Source organism: Streptomyces sp. NPDC096040 (genome assembly GCF_040303265.1).
In the GTDB taxonomy this organism is placed as follows: Bacteria; Actinomycetota; Actinomycetes; order Streptomycetales; family Streptomycetaceae; genus Streptomyces.
The window spans coordinates 24,485-50,552 of record NZ_JBEOTA010000021.1; the positions used below are offsets into that span (position 1 = coordinate 24,485).

The following is a 26,068-nucleotide window of genomic DNA, read 5'->3' on the forward strand; positions in this document are numbered from 1 at the left end:
GCCGGTGGAGGACGTGCTTCAGGCTGACGGCCTCTTGAACATGCGGGTCGCCGTGATCTCGCTGTGCCCGGCCTCCTCCGCCTGTGGCTGCTGCGGCAGCCCGGGCCGGAGGTGCTCCTCCACCCTGATGTACTTCAGCCCGGCCCTGAGGTCTGCGTCGTTCCGCAATCGGATGACCAGTGGAAACTCGGCCAGCGCGGTGGTGTCGAACAGTCCGGTCGTGTAGAGCAGTTGCACGCCCAACGCGTCCGACACGGCCCGCTGAAGTTCCAGCAGATAGGTCGCGTTGGCGCGTCCGATGGGGTTGTCGAGGAACAGCGTCCCCGCGTGCCGGTGCTTGTCGCGTCCACGGTCGTTGGACCTGAGCGCGGCCATGGTGCAGTACAGGGCGATGGCCGCCGTGAGCAGCTGCCCACCGGAGAACACATCCCCCATCTGCCCCACGGGCACCCGCTCGGCGCGCAGCACCGCGTCGGGCTTGAGGATCTCGACGGCAACCCCCTTCGGCTGCAGGGCCGCCCCCACTCCCCTCAGCAGCAGAGACATTCCGTCCCGCCGTAGGTCGGAGTTCTTCTTCACAGCGGCCCGGGTCGCCTCGTCGACGACCTCGCCCAGCCGCTCGGTGAGCGTGGCCTGGTCGGGCTCCTCGAAGCGGATGCGGAGGAACTCCTGCCCGGACCACTCGCCGAGCCCCTCGGGCAGCCGGGACAGCCGCTGGGCGGACCGCAGGGTCGCGAGGGCCGACTCCACGAGCCCGCGCAGCCGGTCCACGATCGAATCGCGGTTGCGCTCCAGCTGGGCCAACTCGTCGGTCAGTACCCGTAGTCGGGGTGCGAAGGCGTCCGCCCACTTCTGGGCGTGCTCGGGCAGCGCGGAGGCGGGCAGTTCACGGATCTGCTGCCGTGCGGGCGTACGCACCGCTTCGTATCGGGTGGAGTTGGCATGCCGTACGAGCACATCGCTCGCCTCGCGTACGGCGGACTCGGCGGCGGAGAGATCGCCGGCGCAGCCGCGCAGCGACCGGCGGGCCTCGGCGGCGGACTGCCGGGCCTCCTCCAGGTTGCCTGGGTAGGGCTCGGGCTCTTCCTGCTCCTCCTCGGCGGAGTGTTCGCGCAGCAGGTCGCGGAGCATTGCGGCGATCTCGTCGAAGCCGCCGGCCGCGTCCTCGGCCGCGCGGTGGGCGTCGAGCAGTTCGGTGTGCGCCTCGCGCGCCTGGGTCAAGGCCTCCGTGCGGGAGGCGAGTTCGGCCGTCACCGTACGTAGCAGGGCCTGCGCGTGGTCGGCGTCGCGCGGCTGGAGCTCCTCGGGCAGCTCGGTATGCGCCTCGCCGTCCTCGGGGGCATGCCGTTCGGCCTCGCCGCGCAGCCGTCCGAGTTGCTCGCTCGCGGTGGACATCCGGGTCTCCAGGAGCTGCACCAGCTCCTCCGCGCGGGCGGCGGCGGCCTGCCGGGAGGGCCCGTCGGATCCGTCGGGCGACTGCAGGAGCTGCTCCGCGCGGGTGCGGACCTTGTTGGTCAGCCGCTCAAGGTCCGCGAGCGCGGCGCTCTCGTCGCTCTCCGAACGGGCCTGTTCGGCGCGGAGGTCGGCGCCGACGCCGACCTTCTCGTACAGCTGTGAGGCGGCGCGGTAGGCCTCGCGCAGGGCGGGCAGCGAGGACTTGGGGGCGTCCTCGTCGGCTTCCGGTACGTCGTCGGGGGCGCCGGCGATCTCGGCGCGTTCGGCGCGCAGCGCGCGGGCGGTGCGGCGGGCGTCGTCTGCGGCGCGCTGGGCGGCGCGCCGATCCTCGTCGGCGGCACGGGCGCGCTCCAGACAGGTCTGGGCGCGGGCCTCCGACTCGGTGGCCTCGTCGGCGAGTTCGCGCAGCTTGACCTGCCAGCCGGCCCGCTCGCGCAACCGGAACGCGAGTCCGGCGAGGGCGTCGGCGGCTCGCCGGGCCCTCTGTGCCGCCTCCTGCCGTTCGTCGCGCACCTGTGCGGTCTCGGCGGCGGCCTCCTCGGTCTCGGCCCGCAGGATCCGCGCCTCGGCCAGTTCGGCCTCGGACTCCTCGGCGAACGCACGTGCCTCCCGTGCGGCCTGCGCCAGCTCCACGAGCCGCCCGGCCGGACAGGTGGTGCGCCAGGAGGCGAGCCGCGCGGCCAGCTCGCGGTCCTTGCCGAGCCGGGCGGCGAGGGTGCGGATCTCCTCGTCCCGCTCGGTGGTCCGGGCGCGCAGCGCCTGCCGTTCCTCGTCGGCGGCGTGCTCGTCGTGCATGGCCGGGTTCGGCGGTACGAGGAACACGTCGCCCGGGGTGGCGTCGGCACCGGGGGTCGGCGCCAGCAGGGCGGCTGCCGTGCCGACGGCCACGGCGGAGCGCGGCAGCAGGGCGGCCTCGCCGAGCGTCTCGCGGGCGCGGGCGTGGGTGTCCGGGTCGGTGATGATCACGCCGTCGACGAGTTCGGGGCGGGCGGCGAGCACGCGCGCGTGGTCCGTCGGGTCGACGGCCTGGGCGAGGTAGCGCCAGCCGGGCAGCGCCGGAATGCCGTGCTCGCCGAGGTACTCGACGGTGGCGAGCACATCGGGTCCGGGCGGCAGCAGCCCGCCGTCGCCCAGGGCGCCGAGGATCCGGGAGTCGTCGGCGGCCGCGGTGCGCAACTCGAACAGATGCCGTTCGGCGGAACCGACGGCGTCGTCGAGGAGCTCGCGCAACTCGTCGGCGAACCGGTCGAGTTCCCCGGCGCTGAAGGCCTCCTCAGCCTCCCCGGCGCTCTCGCCCCGAGGCCGGGGAATGGCCGTACGCGAACCGGTGAGGCCCAGCAGTTCGGTGAGCCGCTCCTCCGCCGCCAGAGCCTCTGCCAGGCGTTTCTCGGCGTCGTAGGTCCGCTCGGCGGCCGTCGCCGCGTCTGCCGCGCGGGCGGCCGTGAGCTCGGCGCGGGCCTCGGCGGAGGCCGCCTCGCGCGCGTGCTCGGCCGCCTTGCGGGAGGCCTCGCGGGCGGTGTCCCAGGCGGCAACGGCCGTCTTCTCGGCGTCGCTGGCCGCGAGGGCGGCGCGGGCCGGGTCGGCGTCCGGGGCACTGTCGTCGAGCCAGCCCGCGCGGACGGCCTCGGCGGTCTCCTGCTCGACCTCGCTGAGGCGCTGGCGCAGATGGCCGACCTCGCTGCGGGCGCGCTGTGCCTCGGTGGCGGCGGAGGTCGAGTCCCGGTAGGCGGAGTCGCTGACCTCCTGGAGGGCGGCGGACCGCTCCTCCTCCTCGTTGGCGAGGTGCTCCGCGCTCTGCGCGGCCGCGTGCAGGGCCCGTACGAGATCGACGGCGGCCTTGGCGCGGGCGGCGAGCGCGGGGGCCGCGTCCCGTTCTGCCTCCTGGATGGCGGCGGCCACGCGCGCGACGCGGTCGGCGGCGGCGCGGTGGCGCAGCACGGCTTCGGCGGCCTGCCAGGCGGAGTGCAGGGTGCGTGCGTCGGCCAGCTCGCGCTTCTGCGCGGCGGCGGACTTCTCACCGGCGGCCAGTGCCAGCGAGGCGTGCCGGTAGGCGAGTTCGGCGGCGATCAGCGCGCTGCGCTCGCGGGCGCCCTCGGACTGCGTGACGGCGTGGGCGGCGGCCGTGACGCGCTGGGCGAGGTCGGCTGCGCGCACCCGCTCCTGCGCGCCCCGTGCGGACAACCTGCGCGCGAGCGTGCGGGTACGGCGCTCGGCGCCCGCGTGGATGTCACGCGCGCGTGCCCGTGCCTCGGCCGCCTCGACGATCCGCCCCAGCAGATCCACCGACCCGGCGGTGAAGTCGCGTTCGGCGATCAGCTCGGCGCGTCGCCCCAGCTTGTGGCCGAAGCCGCCGACCAGGTCGGCGAGCCCGTCCGTGTCCCGGGTGTCGGTGACGGCCCGCAGCAGCAGGTCGGTGAAGTCGGAGTCCTTCTTGACCGCGAACAGACCGGCGGCCTCACCCTCGTCGGCGTTCATCTCCCGCTGGTAGCGGAAGAGTTCCGGGTCCAGGCCGAGGTCGCCGAGGTGCTCGATCCAGCGGTCGTGGATCTCCTCCCAGTGCACCTCCAGATGCGGATACGCCTTGCCCGCCTCCGTGATGGCGTCCCGGAAGCCCTTCATGGTGCGGCGCCGCCCCTGCGCCCCTGAGGCGCCCTCCACGGGCGGTCGTACGGCGGTGGACTCGGCGACCGGCAGATTGTCCAGGGCGAGCCCGGGCCCGGGCCGGAACGAGTACCAGGCCTCGGCGAACTTCCGCGGGTCGTTGGAGACCTGCCGTCCCCGCCACTCGCTCACCTTGCCCACGACCACGCACTCGCCGGTGAGGGTGTGCTGCCACTCCAGGGCGACATGCCCGCAGTCGTCGGCGAGCAGGAACTTGCGCAGCACGCCCGAGCTGGCGCCGCCGAGGGTGTTGCGGTGGCCCGGCAGCATCACCGAGAAGATCAGCTTGAGCAGTACCGACTTGCCGCCGCCGTTCTCCAGGAAGAGCACACCGGCGGGCGCGGGCCGGCGCGGCGGGCCGACGGGCTCCTCCTCGAAGAACTCCGCCTGGGTGGGGGCCGGGTCGGGCACGGGCTCACCGACGCCCCGCAGGTCCAGCACGGTGTCGGCGTAGCGCGCACCGGCGGGCCCGATGGAGTAGAGGCGGACCCGGGACAGCTCGTACATGGCGGACTCTCGTAAGTCTGGGGAAAAGTGCGGTGGTTCTGGACGGTCAGGAGTGGAACGGCAGTCCGGCGTCGGCGGCCAGGTCGTCGCTGTCGTCGGCGGGCAGCAGGCTGGCCGTGCCGTCGGTGACCGGGACGACGCCGAGTTCCAGCAGCTCGGCCATGGCTGCGCTGCCGGCCATGTCCCGCACCTGGAGCTGGTAGCGGGCCGTCGTGCGGTAGGTGCCGCCCTGGTCGTCGCCGGTGCGCTGGAGGAACCCCGAGTCGGTGAGGAAGACGACCGCCTTGCCGATGATGCCGGTGGTGGAACCGGCCAGCCGTCGGGCGTCCTTGGTGGCGCCGGTCGCGCTGCGTCTGGCCCAGATCCGCCAGGCGGCCTCCAGGCCGGGCGTGTCGGTGGCCGGGTCGGTGTTCTCCCCCAGCGCCTCGGCCCGCTCCTCCAGGCGGCGGCAGGCCTGCCGGACGAAGGCGTCGACGCCGTTGACCGTGATCCGCCCGATGTAGCCGTCGTCGGCCAGGTCCTCGGGACGCGGGAACGCCAGCGCGGCGACGGCGAGATGGGCGAGCCCGTGCAGGAACCGGTCGCTGCCGTCCGCGGACGTACGACGCGCGTAGTCGCCCATGCGAACGGCGAACACCGAGTCCTCGGCGGCGGTCACGGCCATCCCCGCGCGGGCCGACACCTCCAGCACCACCAGGCCGAGCCCGGCGGCCACGGCATCCGCGAGGCGCGCGAACGCCGGGTCCTCCCGGTAGCGCCGCAGCAGCTCGGTGTACTCCTGATCACGTGCGGGCTGCAGCTTGGGCTGCAGCCCGAACGCGACGAGCCGGGCCGCGTCGGCGGCGTCGGCGGGCGTGACGGCAGCGTTGGCCTGCGCGGCAGACGCGTCAGCCTCAACGTACTCGTTCACGGGGACAACTCCTTGATCTTGAAAAAAGGGGGGAGGGACACCCCTCAGGGGCGCACAACGTCACGCCGCCTCCGTCCGGTCCGCCGCCATCCCCACCGCGTCCAACAAGGCAGTCCCCACGATCAGATCCGCCCCGCCGAACTCGGGATCGTCGAGCTCGGTCCCGTCATCCACGGCGAACAACAGCTTCTCCTCACCCTGTCGATACGCCGTACCGACCGCCGGACTGGCCGCGTGCACAGCCAACAGAGCAACCAGATAAGGCAGCTCGGCATCCCGCTTGCGCGCCTCCGCCAACAACCCGGACAACCTGCGCGGCGCGTCCGCCGGAAGGTCCAGCAGCGCCATCGCCGCGGCCAGCTGCTCCTCGCTGAACCGGCTGTCGTCCGGTGTCGCGATGAGGTCCGGCTCGGGCATCTCGGCACCCAGATGCTCCCGTTCCACCGGCGGCGTCAGCAGTATGTCGACGAGGTCGCCCACCCGCACCGACACCGGCGTCCGCAGCCCGGTCCCGTGTGCGAAGAACGCCCCCGTGACCCGGCTCGCCTGCTCCAGCGGCAACGGCAGCAGTGGCGCGAGGAGGTGCCCGTACAGGTCTGTCCCCGACGTCGTCATGGGCGTCGCGAACGCCTGCCGGTCCTGCTCCGCGCGGAACAGCGGCCCGGCCTCCAGCAGGCGCGACTGCAATTGCGTGTGGCGTCGGATGCAGTCCTTGACGATGTCGACGAGTTCGGCGGCGCGCCGCTTGTTCTCCGGGTCCTCGGTCTCGTCGCGGGCCTTGCGGATGTTGGTGAGGATCGCGTTCTCGTGCCGGTAGCGGTCGGCGACGTGGTCCAGAGCCTCGGCGATCAGGTCGGGGACAGCGTTGAGCCAGTCCACCGCGCGGACGTTGCGCCGGGTGGCGTCCAGGGCGCGGCGCAGGGTCTCCGAGTACTGCACGGTCCGGTAGCGGGCCTGCTCGGCGGCGAGCTGGGCGTCGGCGAGGCGGCCGCGGTTGACCAGCACCTCCAGCTTGACCTCGGCGGCGATCTGGGCGCTGGTGACGTCCGTGTCTAGGGCGCCGACCAGGACGTTGACCGCCTCGTCGGTCGTCCGGAGGTACACCGTGCCGCCGGGGCCCGGCACCTCCTCGATCAGCTTGAAGTCGTAGTCCCGGCGGACATACGACCCGTCGGGCGCGAAGGTGCCGTACACCGCGCGGAAGCCGCGGTCGACGCTGCCGACGTTGATCAGGTTCTCCAGGACCCAGCGGGCCACGCGCTCGTGCTCGGCGACCGGACGCCGCGGGGTCTGCGCGGAGATGCGCGGGATCAGCCGGGCGACGATCTGCTCGTGGTCGGCGCCGGTGTCGAAGTCCATGTTCAGTGTGACCAGGTCGATGGCGGCGAGGGCCACCTCGGCCATGCCGTACACCGAGTACTCGCCCGCGAGGTTCGCCTTGCGCATGTCCAGGTCGTGCAGCGGTGCGGTGCAGGCGAGCGCGCGCAGGCGCCGCGCCAGCCCCTCGTCGGCGGCCGGGCCCGGCGCGGGGCGCGGCCCCGCGCTGAGCTGGGGCGGAACGCTGTCCGTCGTCGCAGGCGAAGTCACGGTGCACAGACTAGGTCCTAGGTCTGACATCGACCCAAACGCTCCGTCCGGGGAGCCGGGGGCACCGCGGGCCGTCCACGGGCTGGGTGCGGGCTACGGGGGGCTACAGGGGCCCTCGTCGCCGACCCTGCGCCGGTAGACCTCCACCACTCGTTCCAGTGAGTCCGTGAGGTACGTCTCCAGCAGTCGCTCCGCGCCGCGACTGTCGCCCCGCTCCAGCGCCTGGAGAAGCTCCCGGTTCCGGGACAGGTACGGCTCGTGCAGGGCGTGGGGGTCGTCGACCACGTGGAACGCGAGGCGGAGTTCGGCGAAGACGCTGCGCATCAGTTCGTCGGTGCGTTCGCTGCCGGCCAGGGAGACCAGTTCCCGGTGGAAGTGGATATTGGCCGTACCCACTGCTTTCCAGTCATCTCCGGCCGCCGCCCGCTGCCCTTCCGTGACCGCCGCCGACAGTCCGTCCAGGGCGTAGGGCGGATCACCGAGGCCGCGTACGACGGCGCACTCGACCAGGGACCGGGTGCGGTAGATGTCCTCGACGTCCTCGACGGTCAGGACCCTGACGAAGACGCCCCGGTTGAGTTCGTGGACCAGCAGGCGTTCGTGGGTGAGCAGCCGGAACGCCTCGCGGAGGGTGTTGCGGGAGACGCCGAGCGCACCGCCGATGCCGTCTTCCGACAGGCGGGTGCCTGGCGGGAAGTACCCGTCCGCGATACGGCTCCTGAGGATGTCGGAGACCCGTTCGGCGGTGCTGGTGCGCCCGAGGAGGGCACGGTCGTCGGCCAGTCCCGTCAGCTGCTCTGCCATGCCCGGAATTCAACCGCAGACACAGCAACGAAACAACGTGGGTATTGAAGGATCGTTGAACGATCCCCTACGGTGCTCAGCACGCTCACCTTGGCACGGCACCGCACGGCTCAGTCCCCGCACCCTTCGTCCCCTCTTCTGCGAGGTGCCCATGAGCACGACTCCTCCACCGCAGGCCCTGACCTCCGACGCGAACCCGGGCAGGGACGAACGCACCGCCGAGGACGGCGCGTTCGGCTGGCTGCGCGCCCTCGGTCCGCGCGGCCGGCACGCGTTCGCCGGTGCGTTCGGCGGATACGCCCTGGATTCGTACGACTACTTCACCCTGCCGCTGAGCATGGTCGCGCTCGCGGCGTACTTCGGCCTGGACAGCGGCCAGACCGGCCTGTTCACCACCGTCACCCTGGTGGTCTCCGCGGTCGGCGGCGCCGCGGCGGGAGTCTTCGCGGACCGGGTCGGCCGGGTCCGCGCCCTGATGATCACGGTCGTCACCTACGCCGTCTTCACGGTGGCCTGCGGCTTCGCACCCGACTACGAGACGCTGCTGGTGTTCCGAGCCCTCCAGGGCCTGGGCTTCGGCGGCGAGTGGGCGGTCGGCGCGATCCTGGTCGCCGAGTACGCGAGCGCCCGGCACCGCGGCCGCACGCTCGGCGCGATCCAGAGCGCCTGGGCCGCCGGCTGGGCACTCGCGGTGATCGTCTACACGCTGGTCTTCTCGTTCGTCGGCGACGACCTGGCCTGGCGGGTCATGTTCTGGACCGGTGCCCTGCCCGCACTGCTCGTGGTGTGGCTGCGCCGCCGGGTGCACGACGCCCCACAGGCGGTCGCGGTACGTGAACAGAGCCCACGACGCGGCTCGTTCGTCGCGATCTTCCGTCCGGGCACGGCCGAGGCGCCGGGTCTGCTGCGCACCACGGTCTTCGCGGGCCTGCTGTCCACGGGTGTCCAGGGCGGCTACTACACGCTGGCGACCTGGATCCCGACGTATCTGAAGTCCGAGCGCGGTCTGTCGGTCGTCGGCACCGGTGGCTATCTGACCTTCCTGATCTCGGGGGCCTTCCTCGGCTATCTGACCGGCGGCTACCTCACCGACCGGCTGGGCCGTCGCCGCAACATCTGGCTGTTCGCGCTCCTGTCGGCGGTCTGTGTGCTGGCGTACGCGAACATCCCGGACGGCGCCAACACCACGCTCCTGGTGCTCGGTTTCCCGCTCGGCTTCTGTATGTCGGCGATCTTCAGCGGATTCGGTTCGTATCTGAGCGAGCTGTACCCGACGGCGGTGCGCGGCACCGGGCAGGGTTTCACGTACAACGCGGGCCGGGCGGTGGGCGCGGTCTTCCCGACCCTGGTGGGCCTCCTGGCCGACAGCTGGGGCGTGGGCGGCGCGCTGGTCTTCGGCGCGGCCGGGTACGGGCTCGCCGCCCTGGCCCTGTTCGGACTGCCGGAGACGCGCGGGAAGGAACTGGCGTGAACCGTACGGAAGACCGTCCTGTCACCCTCGTCGACGAGCACGCGCACGCATGGAGCCCGACAACCGCCCGGACCCGCTTCCGGGAGGGCCTCACGGGCGCCACGGCCGGGGTCGCGGCCGGTCACACCCAGGCCAACCTGATCTCGGTGCCCGCCGACTGGGCCTACGACACGCTGCTGTTCTGCCAGCGCAATCCCAAACCCTGCCCGGTGCTCGACGTCACCGACGCCGGCGCCACGGCCACCGTGCTGGCGGACGGCGCGGACCTGCGCACCGATCTGCCGCGCTACCGGGTCTGGCGGGACGGGGAGTTGACGGACGAGCCGACGGACGTGACAGCGTACTGGCGGGACGATCTGGTGTCGTTCCTGCTCGGGTGCAGCTTCACGTTCGAGTGGGCGCTGGCCGAGGCGGGTGTGCCGATCCGGCATGTCGAGCAGGGCCGGAACGTGCCGATGTACGTGACCGGCCGCCCGTGCCGACCGGCGGGGCGGCTGAGCGGGCCGATGGTGGTGTCGATGCGCCCGGTCCCGCCGCAGCATCTGTCGGCCGCGATCCGGGAGACCAGTCGGCTCCCGGCGGTGCACGGCGGCCCCGTGCACTGCGGCGATCCCTCGGCGCTCGGCATCGCCGATCTCGGCCGGCCCGACTTCGGCGACCCGGTGGACGCCGGTCCCGACGACATCCCGGTGTTCTGGGCGTGCGGGGTGACCCCGCAGGCGGTGGTGATGGCCTCCCGGCCGCCGTTCGCCATCACGCACGCGCCGGGCCAGATGTTCATCAGCGACGCCCGCGACGAGCAGTACCGCGTCGCCTGACACGAGAGACAGCGGATCCATGACCTCGATCGACCTGAACGCCGACCTCGGCGAGGGCTTCGGCCGCTGGCGGCTGACCGACGACGAGCAGTTGCTGTCCGTCGTCACCAGCGCCAACGTGGCCTGCGGTTTCCACGCGGGGGACGCGGCCACCATGCGGCGGGTGTGCGAGCTGGCGGCCGACCGCGGGGTGACGATCGGCGCCCAGGTGTCCTACCGGGACCTGGCGGGGTTCGGGCGGCGCGCGATGGACGTGCCGCCCGCCGAGCTGGCGGCCGAGGTGGCCTACCAGATCGGTGCCCTTGAGGTCTTCGCCCGCGCGGCCGGCTCGCGCGTGGCGTACGTGAAGCCGCACGGCGCGCTCTACAACCGGGTCGTGCACGACGAGGTGCAGGCCGCCGCGGTGGTCGCCGGCGTGCTCCTCGCGGGCGCCTCACTGCCCGTCCTCGGGCTGCCCGGTTCACGGCTGCTGGAGCTGGCCGGGCAGGCGGGACTGCCCACCGTCACCGAGGCGTTCGCGGACCGCGCGTACACCGACGAAGGGACGCTGGTCCCGCGCGGGCGCGAGGGTGCGGTGGTGAGCGACCCGGAGGCAGTCGTGGAGCGTTCGGTGGAGCTGGCGCGCTCCGGCACGGTCACCGCGCACTCCGGCGCGCGCATCGACGTGCGCGCCCGCTCACTTTGCCTGCACGGCGACACCCCGGGCGCCGTGGAGCTGGCGCGCAGGGTGCGCACGCGGCTCGCGGAGTCGGGCGTGACCGTAGCGGCCTTCGCATGAGCACGACCACGAGCATGGACACAAGCCCCAGCCCGAACACGGACCCGAAGACCGAGACAGCCGCGCCCGTGACAACGCACCTCGTCGGTGACGACGCCGTCCTGGTCGAGGTCGGCTCCGGCGCGGAAGCCCAGGCCCTGCACGCCGAGTTGGTGCGCCGCCGCATGGAGGGCTCGCTGAGGGTCCGCGAGATCGTGCCGGCCGCCCGCACGGTCCTGCTCGACGGCCTCGACGACCCAGCCCGCTGGGCCGGCGAAGTGGCCGCCGCCGAGATCCCGCCCGCTCCCCCACGCGCGCGTGCCGCGATCGAGCTGCAGGTGCGCTACGACGGCCCGGACCTGGCCGAGGTCGCCGCCCACTGGCGGGTTCCCGAGGGGGAGGTGGCCCGCATCCACGCGGGAACCGAGTTCACGGTCGCCTTCTGCGGTTTCGCGCCCGGCTTCGGCTACCTCACCGGGCTCCCCGCCCGCTATGACGTGCCGCGCCGTGCCACCCCGCGCACGGCGGTGCCCGCGGGCGCGGTGGCGCTGGCCGGGCCGTACACGGGCGTGTATCCGCGCTCATCGCCGGGCGGCTGGCAGCTGATCGGGACGACGGAGGCGGTGCTGTGGGACCACGCGCGCGTGCCCGCCGCACTGCTGACGCCGGGTACGCGTGTGCGGTTCGTGCCGGCGGGGCCGGTGAGGGGCGTATGACCGACCGGGCGCTCGTCGTCGTACGGGCCGGGGCGCTGACCACCGTGCAGGACCGCGGACGCCCCGGGTACGCGCATCTCGGGGTGCCCCGCTCGGGGGCGCTGGACACGCCCGCCGCTGCGCTCGTCAACCGGCTGGTCGGCAACTCCCCCGATGCGGCCGTCCTGGAGACGACCCTCGATGGATGCGCCGTCCGGCCGCGGTCGACGGTGGTTGTCGCGGTCGGGGGTGCGCCGGGCCCGGTCGCGGTGGGCGGGCGCCCGGCGGCATGGGGCGCGCCCGTGGTGGTTCCGGCCGGGGAAGTACTGGAAGTGGGAGCCGCTCTCTCCGGCGTACGGAGTTATCTGGCCGTCTCCGGTGGGATCGCCGTCGAGCCGGTGCTGGGCAGCCGGGCCACGGATCTGCTCTCCGGGCTCGGGCCGCCCCCGCTGGCGGACGGCACGGTGCTGCCGCTGGGCGCTCCGGCGGGCCCGCACGGGCGCGTGGACGTCGTACCGCAGCCGTCCCCGCCCACGGAGCTCGTGCTGCGGGTGACACTGGGCCCGCGCGCCGGCTGGTTCACGCCCGCGGCCGTCCGGGCGTTCACCTCGCGCGCGTACCGCGTGTCGTCGGCGAGCAACCGCATCGGGCTGCGCACGGAAGGGCCCGCCCTGGAGCGGGCCCATCCCGGTGAACTCCCCAGCGAGGGCATGACCCTCGGCGCCGTCCAGGTGCCGCCGGACGGGTGCCCGGTGGTGTTCCTGGCCGACCATCCGACCACCGGCGGCTATCCGGTGATCGCGGTGGTCCGCGCCACCGACCTCCCGGCGGCGGCCCAGGCCGTCCCGGGCATCCCGATCCGCTTCGTGGCCGTACGCCGTCGCTGAGCCGCCGTCGCTGAGCCGCCGTGGCGGTGTCATCCGGCGCCGTCGTCCGCGCGTGCCGTCATCGTCCTCATGCGGCGTCGGCGGGCCGCTCCGGCGGCTGGAGGGCGGCCAGCGCGGCGGAGACCGCGGCGGACGCGCTCAGGTCCAGGCGGGCGCTGGTGCCCTTCCTGCGGTGCCGCATCTCGTCGAGGGCCAGCCGCAGCAGCTGGGGCAGCAGGTCGCTGCACCGCCTGATCACCCAGGCCGTGCCGGCCGTGGCCAGCCAGAACAGACTCGCCTTCTTGGTCGGCGGCGGGAACTCGGGCTCGGGGGACGGCGCCGTCCCCGTCGCCTTGCCCATCGGTGCGAGCAGGGCGTGGAAGCGGACGGCGAGCTGCCGGTGCCCGCGCTCGCACGGGTGCAGCCGGTCCGCGCTCCACATCGCCCGGTCGGTGAGCCAGGCACCCTCCGCGGCGTGCAGATGGACGGCCCCGTACCGCTCGGACAGCGCGTGCACCACCATGTTGACCGCACGCTGCCGGCGGGCCAGCGGGCGGGCCAGGGCGCCCGGGAGTCCGAGCATCGAGCCGGGGTCGGGCAGACACGCGGTGAGCAGGGTCGCGCCCGATGCGGTGAAGGCCGCGTAGACCTTGTCGAGCCGTTCGGCCACCGCGTGGATGTCGAAGGTGCAGCGCAGGGTGTCGTTGACGCCGATGACGACGGCGACGATGTCGGGGCGCAGATCCAGTGCGGCCGGGGTCTGACGTTCCAGTACGTCCCGGGTCTGCGCCCCGCTGACCGCGAGGTTGGTGAAGTTCACGTCCTTCGCGGCGAGTCCGCCGGCCAGCAGCGCGGCCCAGCCGCGCCACCCTTCGCCGGCGGGGTCGCCCACGCCCTCGGTCAGGGAGTCTCCCAGCGCCACGAACCGAACCGCTCTCATGCCACGCCCTCCGGCACGACACGACGGATCTGTTCCGTCGTTCCGTTCTCGTCACGACGGCACAGCACCGGCGCGTCGTGCGCGGCGAGGAAGGCCTCCACGGCCGTTCCCCAGCCGAAGCACTCCGCACGCGCGCGTGCCGCTTCCCGGCGCTCGGGACCGGGCCGCTCCAGGAGCATCTCCACGGCGTCGGCGAAAGCGTCGCCGCGGTCGGCCGCGGTGGCCCCCGCGGAGCCGATCACCTCGGGCAGCGCGGAGGAGGCGCTGGCGACCACGGGCGTGCCGCAGGCCATGGCCTCCAAGGCGGCGAGCCCGAAGGTCTCGGCGGGCCCGGGCGCCAAGGCCACGTCGGCGGACGCCTGCAGCGCGCCCAGGGTGTCCCGGTCGGAGACGTGCCCCAGGAAGGTCACCGGCAGCCTGCGCTCGCGGGCGCGCTGTTCCAGACGCTCGCGCAGCGGCCCGTCGCCGGCGACGACCAGGATCACCCGGCGGCCGCGCCGGACCAGCGCCTCCACGGCGTCGAGGGCGGTGCCGGGCCGCTTCTCCACGGACAGCCGCGAGCACATGACGAGCAGTGCCTCGTCCTCGCTCGCATACCGCGCCCGCAGGTCGAGGTCGCGCATCGAGGGGTGGCGGCCCATCAGGTCGACACCCAGCGGGGCGCGTACGACGTTGCGCGCGCCGATGCGGACGAACTCGCGCTCGGCGAACTCGGTGGTGCACACCACCCGCGCGTACGTGTGCGCCGTCCGGATGTTGAGGGCGTCTGCGGTGCGCCGGGACATGTTCTCGGACATGCCCCAGGTGCGCAGGACGCCGTCGGCGGTCTCGTGGGAGACCATCACGGCGGGGACCCGGGCGCGCCGGGCCCAGCGGCCGGTCCAGCGCAGGGTGGTGCGGTCGGACACCTCCAGGCGGTCCGGGGCGAGGTGCTCCAGGAGGGTCTGCACGCGTGTCTTGTCGACGAGGACGCGGTAGCCGCCGGTGCCGGGCAGCACCGGGCCGGGCAGGGTGATCACCCGGCCCTGCTCCTCGACCCGGTCCGAGAAGCGCTCGCCGGGCACGATCAGGACCGATTCGTGACCGGCGGCCACGAAGCCCTTGCCGAGTTCGCGCAGGGCGGTGCGCAGGCCGCCGGAGGAGGGTGCGACGAAGTTGGCGAGCCGGACGATGCGCAGGGATTCACCGCTCATGCCGCCACCACCGGCCGGCGTGCCGCGAGGACGTCCTCGTAGTGCTGGATCAGCTGGTCGCCGACCGCGGCCCAGGTGCGGCCCTCGACGGTCTCGCGGGCGGCGGCGCCGAAGCCGGCCCGCATCGCGGGGTCGGCCACCAGGGAGGCGACGGCCTCGCGGACGGCGCCCGCGTCGCGCGGCGGGACCAGGAACCCGGTGCGGCCGTGGTCGACCAGGTCGATCGGGCCGCCGGCAGCGGGCGCGACGACCGGGACGCCGCTGGCCATGGCCTCCTGGACGGTCTGGCAGAACGTCTCGAAGGGGCCGGTGTGCGCGAAGACGTCGAACGAGGCGAAGATCCGGGCGAGGTCGTGGCCGGTGCGGCGGCCGAGGAAGACCGCGCCGGGCAGCGCCTCGCTGAGGTGGGCCTGGCTGGGCCCGTCGCCCACGATCACGACCTTGACGCCTTCCAGGCCGCAGACACCGGCGAGGAGTTCGATCTGCTTCTCGGGGGCCAGGCGGCCGACGTAGCCGACGATGACCTCGCCGTTCGGGGCGATTTCGCGGCGCAGCGCCTCGTCGCGGAACTCGGGGCGGAAGCGGACGGTGTCCACGCCCCGCTGCCACAGCTGGATCCGGGGAACCCCGTGCGACTCCAGGTCGCTGATCGAGGCGGTGGAAGGGGCGAGGGTGCGGTCGGCGGCGCCATGGACGGACCGTATCCGCCGCCAGGCGGCCGCCTCGCCGGCGCCCACGTAGGTCCGGGCATATCCGGCCAGGTCTGTCTGGTAGACGGCGACGGCCGGGATGCCGAGCCGGGCGGCGGCGGCCATGCCGCGGACGCCGAGGATGAAGGGGCTGGCCAGGTGCACCACGTCGGGGCGGTGCTCGATCAGCGCGGCGGCGAGCTTGCGGCTGGGGAGAGCCACGCGGACCTGGGGATAGCCCGGGAGCGGAAGGGAGGGGACGTGGACGACAGGGCACGGCGCGGCGGCCGCGGCGAGCCTGTTTCCGGGAGCGGGAGCCGGAGCGACGACAAGGGGAGCGTGACCGCGATCGACGAGGTGTCGGGCGGTCTGGAGCGCGCAGTGGGCCACGCCGTTCACATCGGGGGGAAAGGATTCGGTCACGATGACGACACGCATACCCGTGTTGTCGCCGCGCTGGACGTGGCCGCGTCAAAGTGGATCTTTCCGATTGTTAAACGTCCCATGAGCGTTGGCCTGCACACCCGATTGGTCCAGCCGTTGTCCACACCCGGCTGTCCTGCCGGTCACCGGTTGTTCACTCAGCGGGCAGTCTTCCGCGAAGGGAACGTGTGCGGGATCCCCCGTGGTTCCCGAGAAGCCGTGGTCCCCCGTGGCGATGTCTCACACGGCGGGTGTGTCCGGTCCGATACGGCTGCGGACGGCCGTCTGGACCTCGGCCTCCTCGGCGGGGTCGGCGGCGAGCCGGCGGAGTTGTTCGACGACCCGGGCGTCACCGGTCTCGGCGTGCCGGGCGGCGATCTCGCGGGTGGTTTCCTCGCAGTCCCACAGGCATTCGACGGCGAAGCCGGTGGCGAAGGAGGGATCGGTGGCGGCCAGGGCGCGGGCGGCGCGGCCGCGGAGGTGGGACGAGGCGGTCTCGCGGTAGACGTGGCGCAGAACGGGCGCGGCGCAGGCGATGCCGAGGCGTCCGGTGCCGTCCACGAGGGTCCACAGCGTCGGCGCGTCCGGGCCTTCGCCGCGTACGGCCTCCCGCAGTGCGGCGAGGACCAGTTCGCTGTCCTGGGCGCCGCCCCGGCAGGCGAGCATCCGTCCGGCGGCGGCGCCGAGGGCGTCGGGCCGGTGGGCCCAGCCGCGGGCGCGGTCGACGGCGGCGATACTGCGCATGCGTTCGAAGGCGTCGACGGCGGCCTCCACGACGGCGGTGGTGCCGTCGATCACCGCGGCCTCGATCAGGTTGAGCGCGTCGGGGTCGTTGCTGTCGGCGAGGTAGCGCAACGCGGTGCAGCGGGCTCCGTCGGTGCCGTCCTTGGCCGCCTGGAGGATCTCCGGCCGGTCCTCGGGGCCGGCCACGGCGACGAGACAGCGGGCGGCCGGCACATGGAGGGCCGCGCCCCGCTCGACGCCCTGCTGGGCCCACTCGAAGACGGCACGCACGCTCCACCCCGGACGGGGCCCGGTAGGTCGCATCTGGCGCTGCCAGCGGTCGAAACAGCCGGTTTCCTGCGCGGCACGCACGCGCGTGGCGATCGATTCGCGGGGATCGTCGGCCCACAGCCGCCACGGCCGTGGCTCGAAGGCGTCCCGTACGGCGGCGGCCAGCTCGGCCTCGCCCTCGGCGTCCGTGGTGAAGCGCGCGAGCACCGGGGCGGCGAGGGCACACAGGCCCGCGTCGTCGTCGCGCAACGCCAGTTCGTCCAGGGCCCAGGCCCAGTTGGTGCCGGTGGCGGCGTACCTGCGCAGCAGTGCGAGCGCGTCCCGCCTGCCGTAGGAGGCGAGGTGCCCGAGCACGGCCAGCGCGAGGCCGGTGCGGGACTCCTCGGTGTCGAGGACGTCGTCGGGGTCGAAGAGATGCGCCTCGATGGCGTCCAGCTCGCCGTTCAGATCGAGATAGAGGCGGGCGTAGTAGAGGGAGCGGTTCTCCACCTGCCAGTCGTGGCGGGGGTCGCGGAGCACGCAGTGGTTCAGTGCCGCGAGCGCTTCGGCGCGCGGGGCGGTGAGCGCGTGCAGCGTGCCGTCGCCACGGCCCCGCTGGAGCAGGCCGAGCAGCGTACCGCTGGGCGCTATGACCGGATCGAACATGGGAAACAGCCTCACATCAAGCGTCGACGCAACCGGAGAACACGCACTACCTGGCCGCGTGACACAACGTCGGAGCGCCCGCCGTCTCTTGCTTGCTGTAGACCATTTCTCTCTGCCTCTCGTCAGTGGCCCATGCGGACCGCGTCACGGTCCGCGCGGTGCGGCAACCCCTGCCCAGCCATCGCGTCCGTGAATCACGACGTCATGATGACTCGGCACTTCGACCTGCCGCGACCGAAATTTCGGCGGCCCTGTACCGCCTCCCCCGTTTTGTGTGTTTTGGCTGATCAGAACGGATGGCTCAGTGAGCGCCGAACAGTTCGAGAAGTTCCGCCTTGCCGAACATCCGCGCGGTGTCGGCGGCCGAAGGAGTGCCCGCCGCCGGGTCCGCGCCGGCCTCCATGAGCACCTTGATGACTTCCGTCTCGCCCTTGAAGACCGCTCCGGCGAGCGGGGTCTGACCTCTGTCGTTGACCCGGTCCGCCTCGCCACCCCGGGCGAGCAGTTCACGCACCGCCTCGGCGTGCCCGTGGTAGGCGGCGAGCATCACGAGGGAGTCACCTCGGTCGTTGGTGAGGTTGGCCGGAACGCCCGCGTCGAGATACGCCACGAGCGCCTCGGTCCGCCCCTGCCGGGCCAGATCGAAGATCTTGGTCGCCAGCTCCACGACCTCGGGGTCGGGGGCTTCGCTCATCGAACGGACCGCCTCTCCTGTGTGCTGCGGGACTTCCCTGGACGGTGGGAGCGTACGGCAACGGACGGGCCGTGCGGCCGTACGAGTGAATCGCCAGCGTACTGGCTTCAGGGTGCACATGACCGGATCTGCCCGAGGTAAAGATCACCGCGGGTCCGCCGACCGATCAGCGAGGCCGCACCGGGACACGGTCCGGCCCGGTCGGCGTGAGTCAACGGACGATCCGCCAATCGGGTGAAATCTACCGCAATTCACCCATTTGCACCTTTTATCGTATGGATACATGCGGTGATGCTGGAAGAACTCATGGTGACTGTCCCCCTTCGACACCAGGAGATCTCAAATGATCCTCTCCATGTCAGGCGTCGTCCTGCTCGGCATCATCGTCTTCCTCTTCTTCCGGAAGGACGGCCTCAAGGCATCGCACGCCTGTATCTCATCGCTGTTCGGCTTCTATCTCTCCAGCACGGCCATCGCACCGAGCATCAAGGCCGGCGGCGAGAGCCTGGCGAGCCTCCTCGGCGGCATCAAGTTCTGACGCCTCTCCCGTCCCTACGCACCGTCAGGAGACAGCAGTGGCCCGGCGCCCTCTCCCCCGCATTCTGAGCAACGGCACCGCGCAGCTCGCCCGGAGCCGGGAGCTGGCCCGGACGGCTGCCGACAACGCCACCGACGTCCTCCATCCGCTCATCACCGTCACCCGCGGACTGCGCCGGCTGGCCTCGGCCGGGGGGCGCAGATGGGCGGAGACGCCCAAGGACAAGCGTGGGCCACTGCTGTTCCTGGTGGCCTCGGTCGTCCTGGTCGTGGCCCTGGTGCCGTACGGACCGCTGCTCGCCGTCATCACCCTGATGGCGGCGAGCGCCTGGTACGGCCGCGACCGCACCCCGCCCCCGTCGGAGGGCCCCGACGAGTCGCAGGCCCAGCGGCTCCAGTCCCTGTACGAGGCCCTGGTGCCGTACTTCTCGGCGCCCGAGGACCCGGCGCCGCTGTACGCGCACGGCGGGGAGTGGGAGAAAGCCTTCCTCGCCCACGAGTTCGACGACGCCGGCCGCGTCAGCCAGCTCATGATCCGCTACCCCGCGTACTTCCCGGACGGGGAGCCCGAGGCGCGGGCCCGGATCGAGTACCTGCTCACCGCGAAGTCCGGGCGCGGCCGCGAGTACCACTTCGCGTGGGACGAGGAGGGCAACCGGCTGGTGGTGACCGTCCTCGCCCCGCTGCCCACCGACATCGCCGCCCAGCGTTTCGTCACCGCGCCGGGCGAGACGGTCCTGGGCTTCACCGACCCCACCGAGGTCCAGCGCACGCTCCCGCTGGCGTACGGCGAGGAGCAGCGGGACGTCCCGCCGGTGGTCTGGCGCACCGGCGCCCGCTCCACCGAGCCCCATCTGCTGGTCCTGGGCCGCCCCGGCAGCGGCACCTCGACCCTGCTGCGCTCCGTCGCCCTGCAGGCCCTCCAGTACGGCGACGTGCTCATCGTCGAGGGCGGCGGCACCGGAGAGTACGCGTGCCTCTCCGGCCGGGACGGGGTCCTCGCCGTGGAGTGCGGTCTCGCCGGGGCGCTGGCCAGCCTCGAATGGGCCGCCCACGAGACGGAACGGCGGCTCGTCGCCCTCAACCGCGCACGGCAGGCCGGCCAGCCGCCGCCGGACGACTGCCGGCGCCCCCTGTGGATCCTGCTGGACCGCCCCAGCTCCTTCGTCCACCTGGCCTCGGCGAACGGCCACCAGGACCCGCGGAACCTCCTCCAGACCCCCCTCCGGCACGGCCGCGCGGCGAACGTCACCGTGGTGGTCGCCGAACACCTCGACAGCACGGATGCGCTGAGCGAGGCGGTACGACAGCACACGCGCGCGCGTGTCGTGCTCGGGCCCGCGTTGCCGGACGAGCTGGAGGCGGCGCTGGGGGCACCGCCGCACACGACGCCGCTGGCCCAGATGCCGCCGGGTCGGGGCTATGCCCGGCTGGGCCACGGCCCGGTATTGCGACTCCAGGTGCCGGCCACGCCCGATCCGTACGACGACGCGACGAGCGACGCGGACCGGCAGGCCGTACTGGACCTGCTGCCGCCGCGGAACGAGCCCGCGGAGCAGCCGGTGCCCATGGAAGCGGCGGTCGCCGAGGGCTGAGGCGGGGTGGGCATCGCCCGCCCGCGCTTGCGGGCGCCCCTTCAGGGGCGCCGCGGTCTGCACCTACGCCACAAACGTCCTCGGCGCCTCGCCCCCGCCGGACGCTCCCGCCTCCACCAACCGCGCCGCCGCGGCCAGTCGAGCCGCCGCCTCATCCGCCACCGCTCCCCCCACGGTGAACGGAAGCCGCACATAGCCCTCGAACGCGCCGTCCACCCCGAACCGCGGCCCGGAAGGGACCCGCACCCCCACCCGCTCCCCCGCCTCCGCCAGCCGTGAGCCGGACAGACCTCCCGCCCGGACCCACAGCGTGAGCCCGCCCCGCGGAACCTCGAACTCCCAGCCCGGCAGCTCGCGCCGTACCGCGGTCAGCAGGTCGTCCCGGTTCTGGCGGGCCTGCGCGCGGCGCAGCTCGACCGCCTGCTCCCAGCCCCCGGTGCCGAACAGCCAGTTCACCGCCAGCTGCTCCACCACCGGCGTCCCCAGGTCGGCGTAGGCCCGCGCGGCGACGAGGCTGCGGATGACGTCGGGAGCCGCTCGCACCCACCCGATGCGCATGCCCGCCCAGAACGCCTTGCTGGCGGAGCCGACGGTGACGACGGTCGAGCCCGCCGGGTCGAAGCCGCAGACCGGGCGGGGCATCTCCACCCCCTCGTCCAGCCACAGCTCGCTCATCGTCTCGTCGGCGACCAGCACCGTGCCCGCCGAGCGGGCCGCGTCGACCAGCCGGCGGCGCTGGTCCTCGTCGGCGAGCGCCCCGGTGGGGTTGTGGAAGTCGGCGACGACATAGGCGATTCTGGGCGCCGCCTCCCGCAGCACCTGCCGCCAGCGGTCCATGTCCCAGCCCTTGAGTCCCTCCGCCATCGCCACGGGGACGAGCCGGGCGCCCGCCTCCCGCATGAGCTGGAGGATGTTGGCGTACGAGGGTGACTCGACGGCGATGCGTTCGCCGCGCCCGCCGAAGAGATGGCAGATCGCGTCGATCGCGCCCATGGCACCGGTGGTGACCATGATCTGCTCGGGCATCGTGGGGATCCCGCGAGCGGTGTAGCGCTCCGCGATCATCGCGCGGAGGACCGGGAGCCCGGCCGGGTAGTCGCCGTGGGTGTGGGCGTACGGCGGGAGTTCCTCCAGGGCGCCCTGGACCGCGCGGGTCAGCCACGGTTCGGGCGCGGGCAGGGCGGCGCAGCCCAGGTCGATCAGCGAGCCGAGGGCCTCGGGCGGCAGGGGTTCGAGGCCGCGGGCGGGCAGCGGGTTGCCCGCCGGAACGGCGGTCCAGCTGCCGGCGCCGCGCCGGGACTCCAGGAATCCCTCCGCGCGCAGCGCCTCGTACGCGGCCGCCACGGTCGTACGGCTGACGGACAGGGCGAGGGCCAGTTCGCGTTCGGCAGGCAGCCGGGCGGCGACCGGGACACGCCCTTCGAGGACCAGCAGCCGGATCCCGTCGGCGAGCGCACGGTAGGCGGGCGGTCGCCGGGTGCCGGGGCCGGCCGGGCGGTCCTGCTGCGAGTTGAGCAGCCGGGCGAGCTGTGCGGCACCCACCGCCGAGGTCCACTGCGCCATGAGAATCAGTCCACCTTCTCCGAATTGGCCATGGATGGCTTTTGCTCCCAAGCCACAGAGTGACATGAACCAGTCCACCATCACCACCAGGGGGTACCTCTTGTCCACGCGAGGCCGGCTCGGGCGACGGCTGATCCAGCTCTACGCGGGGCTCACGTTGTACGGCGTGAGTTCCGCGCTTCTCGTCGAGGCGGGCCTCGGCCTGGAGCCCTGGGGCGTCCTCCACCAGGGTCTCGGCAAGCACACCGGACTGAGCATCGGCACGGTGTCGATCATCGTGGGCGCGGCCGTGCTCCTCCTGTGGATCCCGCTGCGCCAGCGCCCGGGCCTCGGCACGGTCTCCAATGTGTTCGTCATAGGCCTGGCCATGAACGCCACGCTCACCGTCGTCCCCGGCGCACACGCGTTCGCCCTGCGGATTCCGCTGATGGCGGCGGGGATCGTACTCAACGGAGTGGCGACCGGGCTGTACATCGCGGCGAGCTTCGGGCCGGGTCCCCGGGACGGTCTGATGACGGGGCTGCACCGGCGTACCGGGCGTTCGATCCGGCTGCTCAGGACGGCGATCGAGGTCGCGGTGGTCGTCACGGGATTCGCGCTCGGCGGGACCGTCGGCGTCGGGACCCTGCTCTACGCCTTGTCCATCGGGCCCCTCGCGCAGCTGTTCCTGAAGGTGTTCGCCGTTCCGGTGGCATCCCAAGGCAGCACGGTCGTTGCCAAGGGGTCATCGGAACAGGCCATACTTCGCCCGTGAGCACGCTGATACGCCACCCGTACCTGGACCACCCCGGCCCCATCGCCTTCGCCCACCGCGGCGGGGCCGCGGACGGCCTGGAGAACACCGTGGCGCAGTTCCGGCGCGCGGTCGAGCTCGGCTACCGGTACATCGAGACCGATGTGCACGCCACGGCGGACGGCAGGCTCGTCGCCTTCCACGACGACACCCTGGACCGGGTCACCGACGGGGCGGGCCGGATCGGCGACCTGCCGTGGGAGGACGTACGGCAGGCGCGCGTGGCGGGCCGCGAGCCGCTCCCCCTCTTCGAGGACCTCCTCGAGGAATTCCCGGACGTCCGCTGGAACGTGGACGCCAAGGCGGAGCCGGCACTGCGGCCCCTGCTTGAGCTGATCGACCGGACGGACTCCTACGACCGGGTGTGCGTCGGGTCGTTCTCGGAGGCTCGGGTGCTGCGGGCGCAGCGCATCGCCGGGCCGCGGCTGGCCACCTCGTTCGGCACCCGCGGGGTGGTCGGACTTCGGCTGCGCTCCTGGGGGCTGCCGGCGTCGGTGCGCCGGTCGGCGGTCGCCGCACAGGTGCCCGAGTCGCAGTCGGGCGTCCCGGTCGTCGACCCCCGCTTCGTCCGTGCCGCCCACGCGCTCGGGCTGCACGTCCACGTGTGGACCATCAACGAACCCGAGCGGATGCACCGGCTCCTGGACCTGGGAGTCGATGGCATCATGACCGATCACATCGACACGTTGCGTGAGGTCATGCAGGACCGCGGCGTCTGGGTCTGAGGCGCGCGACAGCACCGCCTCGGGAAAGCGGGAAGGGCAAGGGCACGGGTGGGCACCGAAACCGTGCGGACGGGGGCCTCGGACGAGGTCACCGAGCTGCGCCGCGAACAGCGCGGCTGGTACTTCTACGACTGGGCGTGCTCGGTCTACTCGACGAGTGTCCTCACCGTGTTCCTCGGCCCTTACCTCAGCTCGGTGACCGACCACGCGGCCGACGCCGACGGCTATGTGCATCCGCTCGGCATCCCGGTCCGGGCGGGCTCCTTCTTCGCCTACTCGGTCTGCCTGTCGGTGATCCTGGCGGTCGTGCTGATGCCCCTGGTGGGCAGCTTGGCCGACCGCACCGGCCGCAAGAAGCAGCTGCTCGGCGCGGCCGCGTACACCGGGGCCGTGGCGACCACGGGCATGTTCTTCCTCGACGGCGACCGCTATCTGCTCGGCGGGGTGCTGCTGATCGTGGCGAACGCCGCCCAGTCCGTCGCCCTGATGCTGTACAACTCCTACCTCCCGCAGATCGCCCCGCCCGAGGAACGCGACACGATCTCCTCCCGGGGCTGGGCCTTCGGCTACGCGGCCGGTTCCCTGGTGCTGATAGCCGACCTGGTCCTGTACTCCGCGCACGACTCCTTCGGCCTGTCCGAGACGGAGGCGGTCCGCATCTGCCTGGCCGCGGCGGGTCTGTGGTGGGGCGCCTTCACCCTCGTACCGCTACGACGGCTGCGCGACCGGGCCGGCAGGGCGGCCGAGGCGACGGCGCCCGGGCTGCGTCAACTCACGGCGACCGTCCGGGACATGCGCCGTCATCCGTTGACGCTGTCCTTCCTGCTGGCGTACCTCGTCTACAACGACGGCATCCAGACCGTGATCTCCCAAGCGTCCGTCTACGGCTCCCAGGAGCTCGGGCTCGGTCAGTCGACGCTCATCGGGGCCGTCCTGCTGGTGCAGGTGCTGGCGGTGGCCGGCGCGCTGACGATGGGGCGGCTGGCGAGGACGTACGGGGCGAAGCGCACGATCCTCGGGTCGCTGGTGGCGTGGACGGTGACCCTGGCGGCCGGGTACTTCCTGCCGGCGAAGGCACCGGTGTGGTTCTTCGTCCTCGCGGCGGGTATCGGTCTCGTCCTGGGCGGCAGCCAGGCGCTGTCCCGCTCCCTGTTCTCGCATCTCGTACCGCCCGGGAAAGAAGCCGAGTACTTCGCGGCGTACGAGATGAGCGATCGGGGGATGAGCTGGCTGGGACCTCTGTTGTTCGGGATCACCTTCCAGCTGTCCGGAAGCTACCGCTCGGCGATCATCTCGCTGGTGGCCTTCTTCGTCATCGGGTTCGCGCTGCTCGCGCGGGTTCCGGTGCGGCGGGCGATCGGCGAGGCCGGCAACCCGGTCCCACAGAGGATCTAGCGGGAAGATTTAGCGTTCAACGCCAAAGGGCGGTAGTGTACGCGTTTGGCCTGCCAGGCGTACCGTTACTGCGCGTCAAAGATGCAGAAACGCTGGGTGACATCTGCTAGCAGATGTGACAAACCGGGCGCCGGTGGGTACAACAAGGGGCGGCTACGACGGCGACGCATGACCCTGAACGGGAATCTTTACCGCCGACCGGACGTTGACCGGATGACGACGACAGCGACACCTGTCCTGTGGGCGACAAGCCCGGGAGGCACGATTCATGAGTGAGCGAGCTCTTCGCGGTACGCGCCTCGTAGTGACCAGCTACGAGACGGACCGCGGTATCGACCTGGCCCCGCGCCAGGCCGTGGAGTACGCATGCGAGAAGGGGCATCGCTTCGAGATGCCCTTCTCGGTCGAGGCGGAGATCCCGCCGGAGTGGGAGTGCAAGGTCTGCGGGGCCCAGGCACTCCTCGTGGACGGCGACGGCCCTGAAGAGAAGAAGGCCAAGCCCGCGCGTACCCACTGGGACATGCTGATGGAGCGACGCACCCGTGAGGAACTCGAAGAGGTCCTCGAGGAGCGTCTGGCGGTTCTGCGCTCCGGCGCGATGAACATCGCGATTCATCCCCGGGACAGCCGTAAGTCCGCATAGTTCCGTGTAACGGGAAGCCGACACAACCAATCGAGGGCGCCGTACGTTCCGTGAACGTACGGCGCCCTCGTTCTGTCTGCGGGCGTCCCGGGTCGACCGGCTCCGGGGCTGCCGTCAGCGGGTCAGCGGCGGCCGCTCCCCCGTCGGCTCGTCGCCCGGCCGGGGGCCGTCGTCGCGGATCACCTCGCCCTGGACCACCTTGCCGTCCGGGCGGTGGATGCGGGCACGCTGGAAGGCGTCGCCCAGGGTGCCGGGGGCGGACGCGCGGAGTTTGCGGTCGAGGGTGCGTTCCGTGAGGCGGGAGACCGCCTTCTGGACCGGGGGCAGCAGGAGCAGCAGGCCGAGGGCGTCGGAGACCAGGCCGGGGATCATGAGGAGCAGGCCGCCCAGCATCATCAGGCCGTTGCCACCGCCGCGCTCCGGGGAGCCGCCGCGCTGGATGGCCTCGTTGAGGCTCTGGAAGGCACGACGGCCGGCCCGCTTGATCACCACGGCCCCTGCGACGAAGCCCGCCACCAGCAGCAGGAACACGGTCATTCCGCCCGCCGCGCCCGCGACCACCGTCAGCAGCCAGATCTCCAGCACCAGCCATGCGGCCACGCCCAGCGGCAGATATCTGCCGAGCCGAGAACGGCGGGGCCGGGTGGTGTGCGGAGGGTTCTGCGCGCCAGTCGTCATGCTCCCAGTG

The 26,068-nt window shown here is 72.7% G+C and carries 22 protein-coding genes; 11 read left to right on the forward strand and 11 right to left on the reverse strand.

All coding sequences use genetic code 11. The features are described 5' to 3' along the window. Positions 1-18 precede the first annotated feature (18 nt). The 4 genes from ABTY98_RS27150 to ABTY98_RS27165 form a co-directional block, all read right to left on the reverse strand. The gene (locus tag ABTY98_RS27150) at positions 19-4,623 is read right to left on the reverse strand and encodes a hypothetical protein (RefSeq protein ID WP_352223611.1); all 4,605 of its coding nucleotides are present in this window, start codon (positions 4,621-4,623) and stop codon (positions 19-21) included. A gap of 46 nt (positions 4,624-4,669) precedes the next feature. Beyond that, the gene (locus tag ABTY98_RS27155) at positions 4,670-5,533 is read right to left on the reverse strand and encodes a hypothetical protein (protein WP_352223612.1); all 864 of its coding nucleotides are present in this window, start codon (positions 5,531-5,533) and stop codon (positions 4,670-4,672) included. A gap of 60 nt (positions 5,534-5,593) precedes the next feature. Further along, positions 5,594-7,120, reverse strand: coding sequence for a hypothetical protein (locus ABTY98_RS27160; protein ID WP_352223613.1), 1,527 nt, complete (start codon positions 7,118-7,120; stop codon positions 5,594-5,596). Between the two features lie 93 nt (positions 7,121-7,213). Continuing rightward, positions 7,214-7,924, reverse strand: a complete 711-nt coding sequence (locus tag ABTY98_RS27165; protein ID WP_352223614.1) for a GntR family transcriptional regulator — start codon at positions 7,922-7,924, stop codon at positions 7,214-7,216. A gap of 151 nt (positions 7,925-8,075) precedes the next feature. Here ABTY98_RS27165 and ABTY98_RS27170 point away from each other — a divergent pair, with 151 nt between their 5' ends. From ABTY98_RS27170 to ABTY98_RS27190, 5 genes are all read left to right on the forward strand, one after another. Beyond that, a complete protein-coding gene (locus ABTY98_RS27170) occupies positions 8,076-9,395 on the forward strand; it encodes an MFS transporter (protein WP_352223615.1) in 1,320 nt (439 codons plus the stop codon). Further along, on the forward strand, positions 9,392-10,213 hold the full coding sequence (locus ABTY98_RS27175) for a putative hydro-lyase (protein ID WP_352223616.1): 822 nt from the start codon (positions 9,392-9,394) through the stop codon (positions 10,211-10,213). The genes ABTY98_RS27170 and ABTY98_RS27175 overlap by 4 nt, the downstream gene beginning before the upstream one ends. Positions 10,214-10,232: 19 nt before the next feature. Beyond that, positions 10,233-10,991, forward strand: a complete 759-nt coding sequence (locus ABTY98_RS27180) for a LamB/YcsF family protein (protein WP_352223617.1) — start codon at positions 10,233-10,235, stop codon at positions 10,989-10,991. Positions 10,992-11,059: 68 nt separating this feature from the next. Beyond that, complete coding sequence (locus ABTY98_RS27185) at positions 11,060-11,686, forward strand: 5-oxoprolinase subunit B family protein (RefSeq protein WP_352223735.1); 627 nt, start codon at positions 11,060-11,062, stop codon at positions 11,684-11,686. Then, positions 11,683-12,552, forward strand: coding sequence for a 5-oxoprolinase subunit C family protein (locus ABTY98_RS27190; protein WP_352223618.1), 870 nt, complete (start codon positions 11,683-11,685; stop codon positions 12,550-12,552). Before ABTY98_RS27185 ends, ABTY98_RS27190 begins: the two co-directional genes overlap by 4 nt. Positions 12,553-12,619: 67 nt before the next feature. Here the strand turns inward: ABTY98_RS27190 and ABTY98_RS27195 are convergent, their stop codons facing one another. The 5 genes from ABTY98_RS27195 to ABTY98_RS27215 form a co-directional block, all read right to left on the reverse strand. After that, positions 12,620-13,471, reverse strand: a complete 852-nt coding sequence (locus ABTY98_RS27195) for an SGNH/GDSL hydrolase family protein (RefSeq protein WP_352223619.1) — start codon at positions 13,469-13,471, stop codon at positions 12,620-12,622. Further along, entirely contained in the window at positions 13,468-14,664 is a 1,197-nt protein-coding gene (locus tag ABTY98_RS27200; RefSeq protein WP_352223620.1) for a glycosyltransferase, read from the reverse strand. Before ABTY98_RS27200 ends, ABTY98_RS27195 begins: the two co-directional genes overlap by 4 nt. After that, entirely contained in the window at positions 14,661-15,791 is a 1,131-nt protein-coding gene (locus tag ABTY98_RS27205) for a glycosyltransferase family 4 protein (protein WP_352223622.1), read from the reverse strand. The genes ABTY98_RS27200 and ABTY98_RS27205 overlap by 4 nt, the downstream gene beginning before the upstream one ends. 225 nt (positions 15,792-16,016) lie before the next feature. Then, positions 16,017-17,435, reverse strand: a complete 1,419-nt coding sequence (locus tag ABTY98_RS27210; RefSeq protein WP_352223623.1) for a HEAT repeat domain-containing protein — start codon at positions 17,433-17,435, stop codon at positions 16,017-16,019. 301 nt (positions 17,436-17,736) lie between these two features. Next, the gene (locus ABTY98_RS27215) at positions 17,737-18,129 is read right to left on the reverse strand and encodes an ankyrin repeat domain-containing protein (RefSeq protein ID WP_352223624.1); all 393 of its coding nucleotides are present in this window, start codon (positions 18,127-18,129) and stop codon (positions 17,737-17,739) included. A 343-nt stretch (positions 18,130-18,472) separates the two neighbouring features. Here ABTY98_RS27215 and ABTY98_RS27220 point away from each other — a divergent pair, with 343 nt between their 5' ends. Both ABTY98_RS27220 and ABTY98_RS27225 read left to right on the forward strand, forming a co-directional pair. Then, the gene (locus ABTY98_RS27220) at positions 18,473-18,667 is read left to right on the forward strand and encodes a hypothetical protein (protein WP_352223625.1); all 195 of its coding nucleotides are present in this window, start codon (positions 18,473-18,475) and stop codon (positions 18,665-18,667) included. Positions 18,668-18,704: 37 nt separating this feature from the next. Beyond that, the gene (locus tag ABTY98_RS27225) at positions 18,705-20,261 is read left to right on the forward strand and encodes an ATP-binding cassette domain-containing protein (protein WP_352223626.1); all 1,557 of its coding nucleotides are present in this window, start codon (positions 18,705-18,707) and stop codon (positions 20,259-20,261) included. 63 nt (positions 20,262-20,324) lie between these two features. On the opposite strand, the gene ABTY98_RS27230 is transcribed toward ABTY98_RS27225, so the two are convergent. Then, entirely contained in the window at positions 20,325-21,824 is a 1,500-nt protein-coding gene (locus ABTY98_RS27230; RefSeq protein ID WP_352223627.1) for an SCO1417 family PLP biosynthesis transcription factor, read from the reverse strand. A 64-nt stretch (positions 21,825-21,888) separates the two neighbouring features. Between ABTY98_RS27230 and yczE the strand changes: the two genes are divergently transcribed. From yczE to ABTY98_RS27250, 4 genes are all read left to right on the forward strand, one after another. Continuing rightward, positions 21,889-22,578: a membrane protein YczE gene (gene yczE, locus ABTY98_RS27235; protein ID WP_352223628.1), complete on the forward strand. Its 690-nt coding sequence runs from the start codon at positions 21,889-21,891 to the stop codon at positions 22,576-22,578. Continuing rightward, positions 22,575-23,342 (forward strand): glycerophosphodiester phosphodiesterase family protein, encoded by a 768-nt coding sequence (locus tag ABTY98_RS27240; protein WP_352223629.1) that lies wholly within the window; start codon positions 22,575-22,577, stop codon positions 23,340-23,342. Before yczE ends, ABTY98_RS27240 begins: the two co-directional genes overlap by 4 nt. A gap of 48 nt (positions 23,343-23,390) precedes the next feature. Continuing rightward, a complete protein-coding gene (locus ABTY98_RS27245; protein WP_352223630.1) occupies positions 23,391-24,737 on the forward strand; it encodes an MFS transporter in 1,347 nt (448 codons plus the stop codon). Between the two features lie 268 nt (positions 24,738-25,005). Then, positions 25,006-25,380, forward strand: coding sequence for an RNA polymerase-binding protein RbpA (locus ABTY98_RS27250; RefSeq protein WP_010046329.1), 375 nt, complete (start codon positions 25,006-25,008; stop codon positions 25,378-25,380). Between the two features lie 114 nt (positions 25,381-25,494). Here the strand turns inward: ABTY98_RS27250 and fxsA are convergent, their stop codons facing one another. Continuing rightward, positions 25,495-26,058 (reverse strand): FxsA family membrane protein, encoded by a 564-nt coding sequence (gene fxsA / locus ABTY98_RS27255; RefSeq protein WP_352223631.1) that lies wholly within the window; start codon positions 26,056-26,058, stop codon positions 25,495-25,497. Positions 26,059-26,068 lie beyond the last annotated feature (10 nt).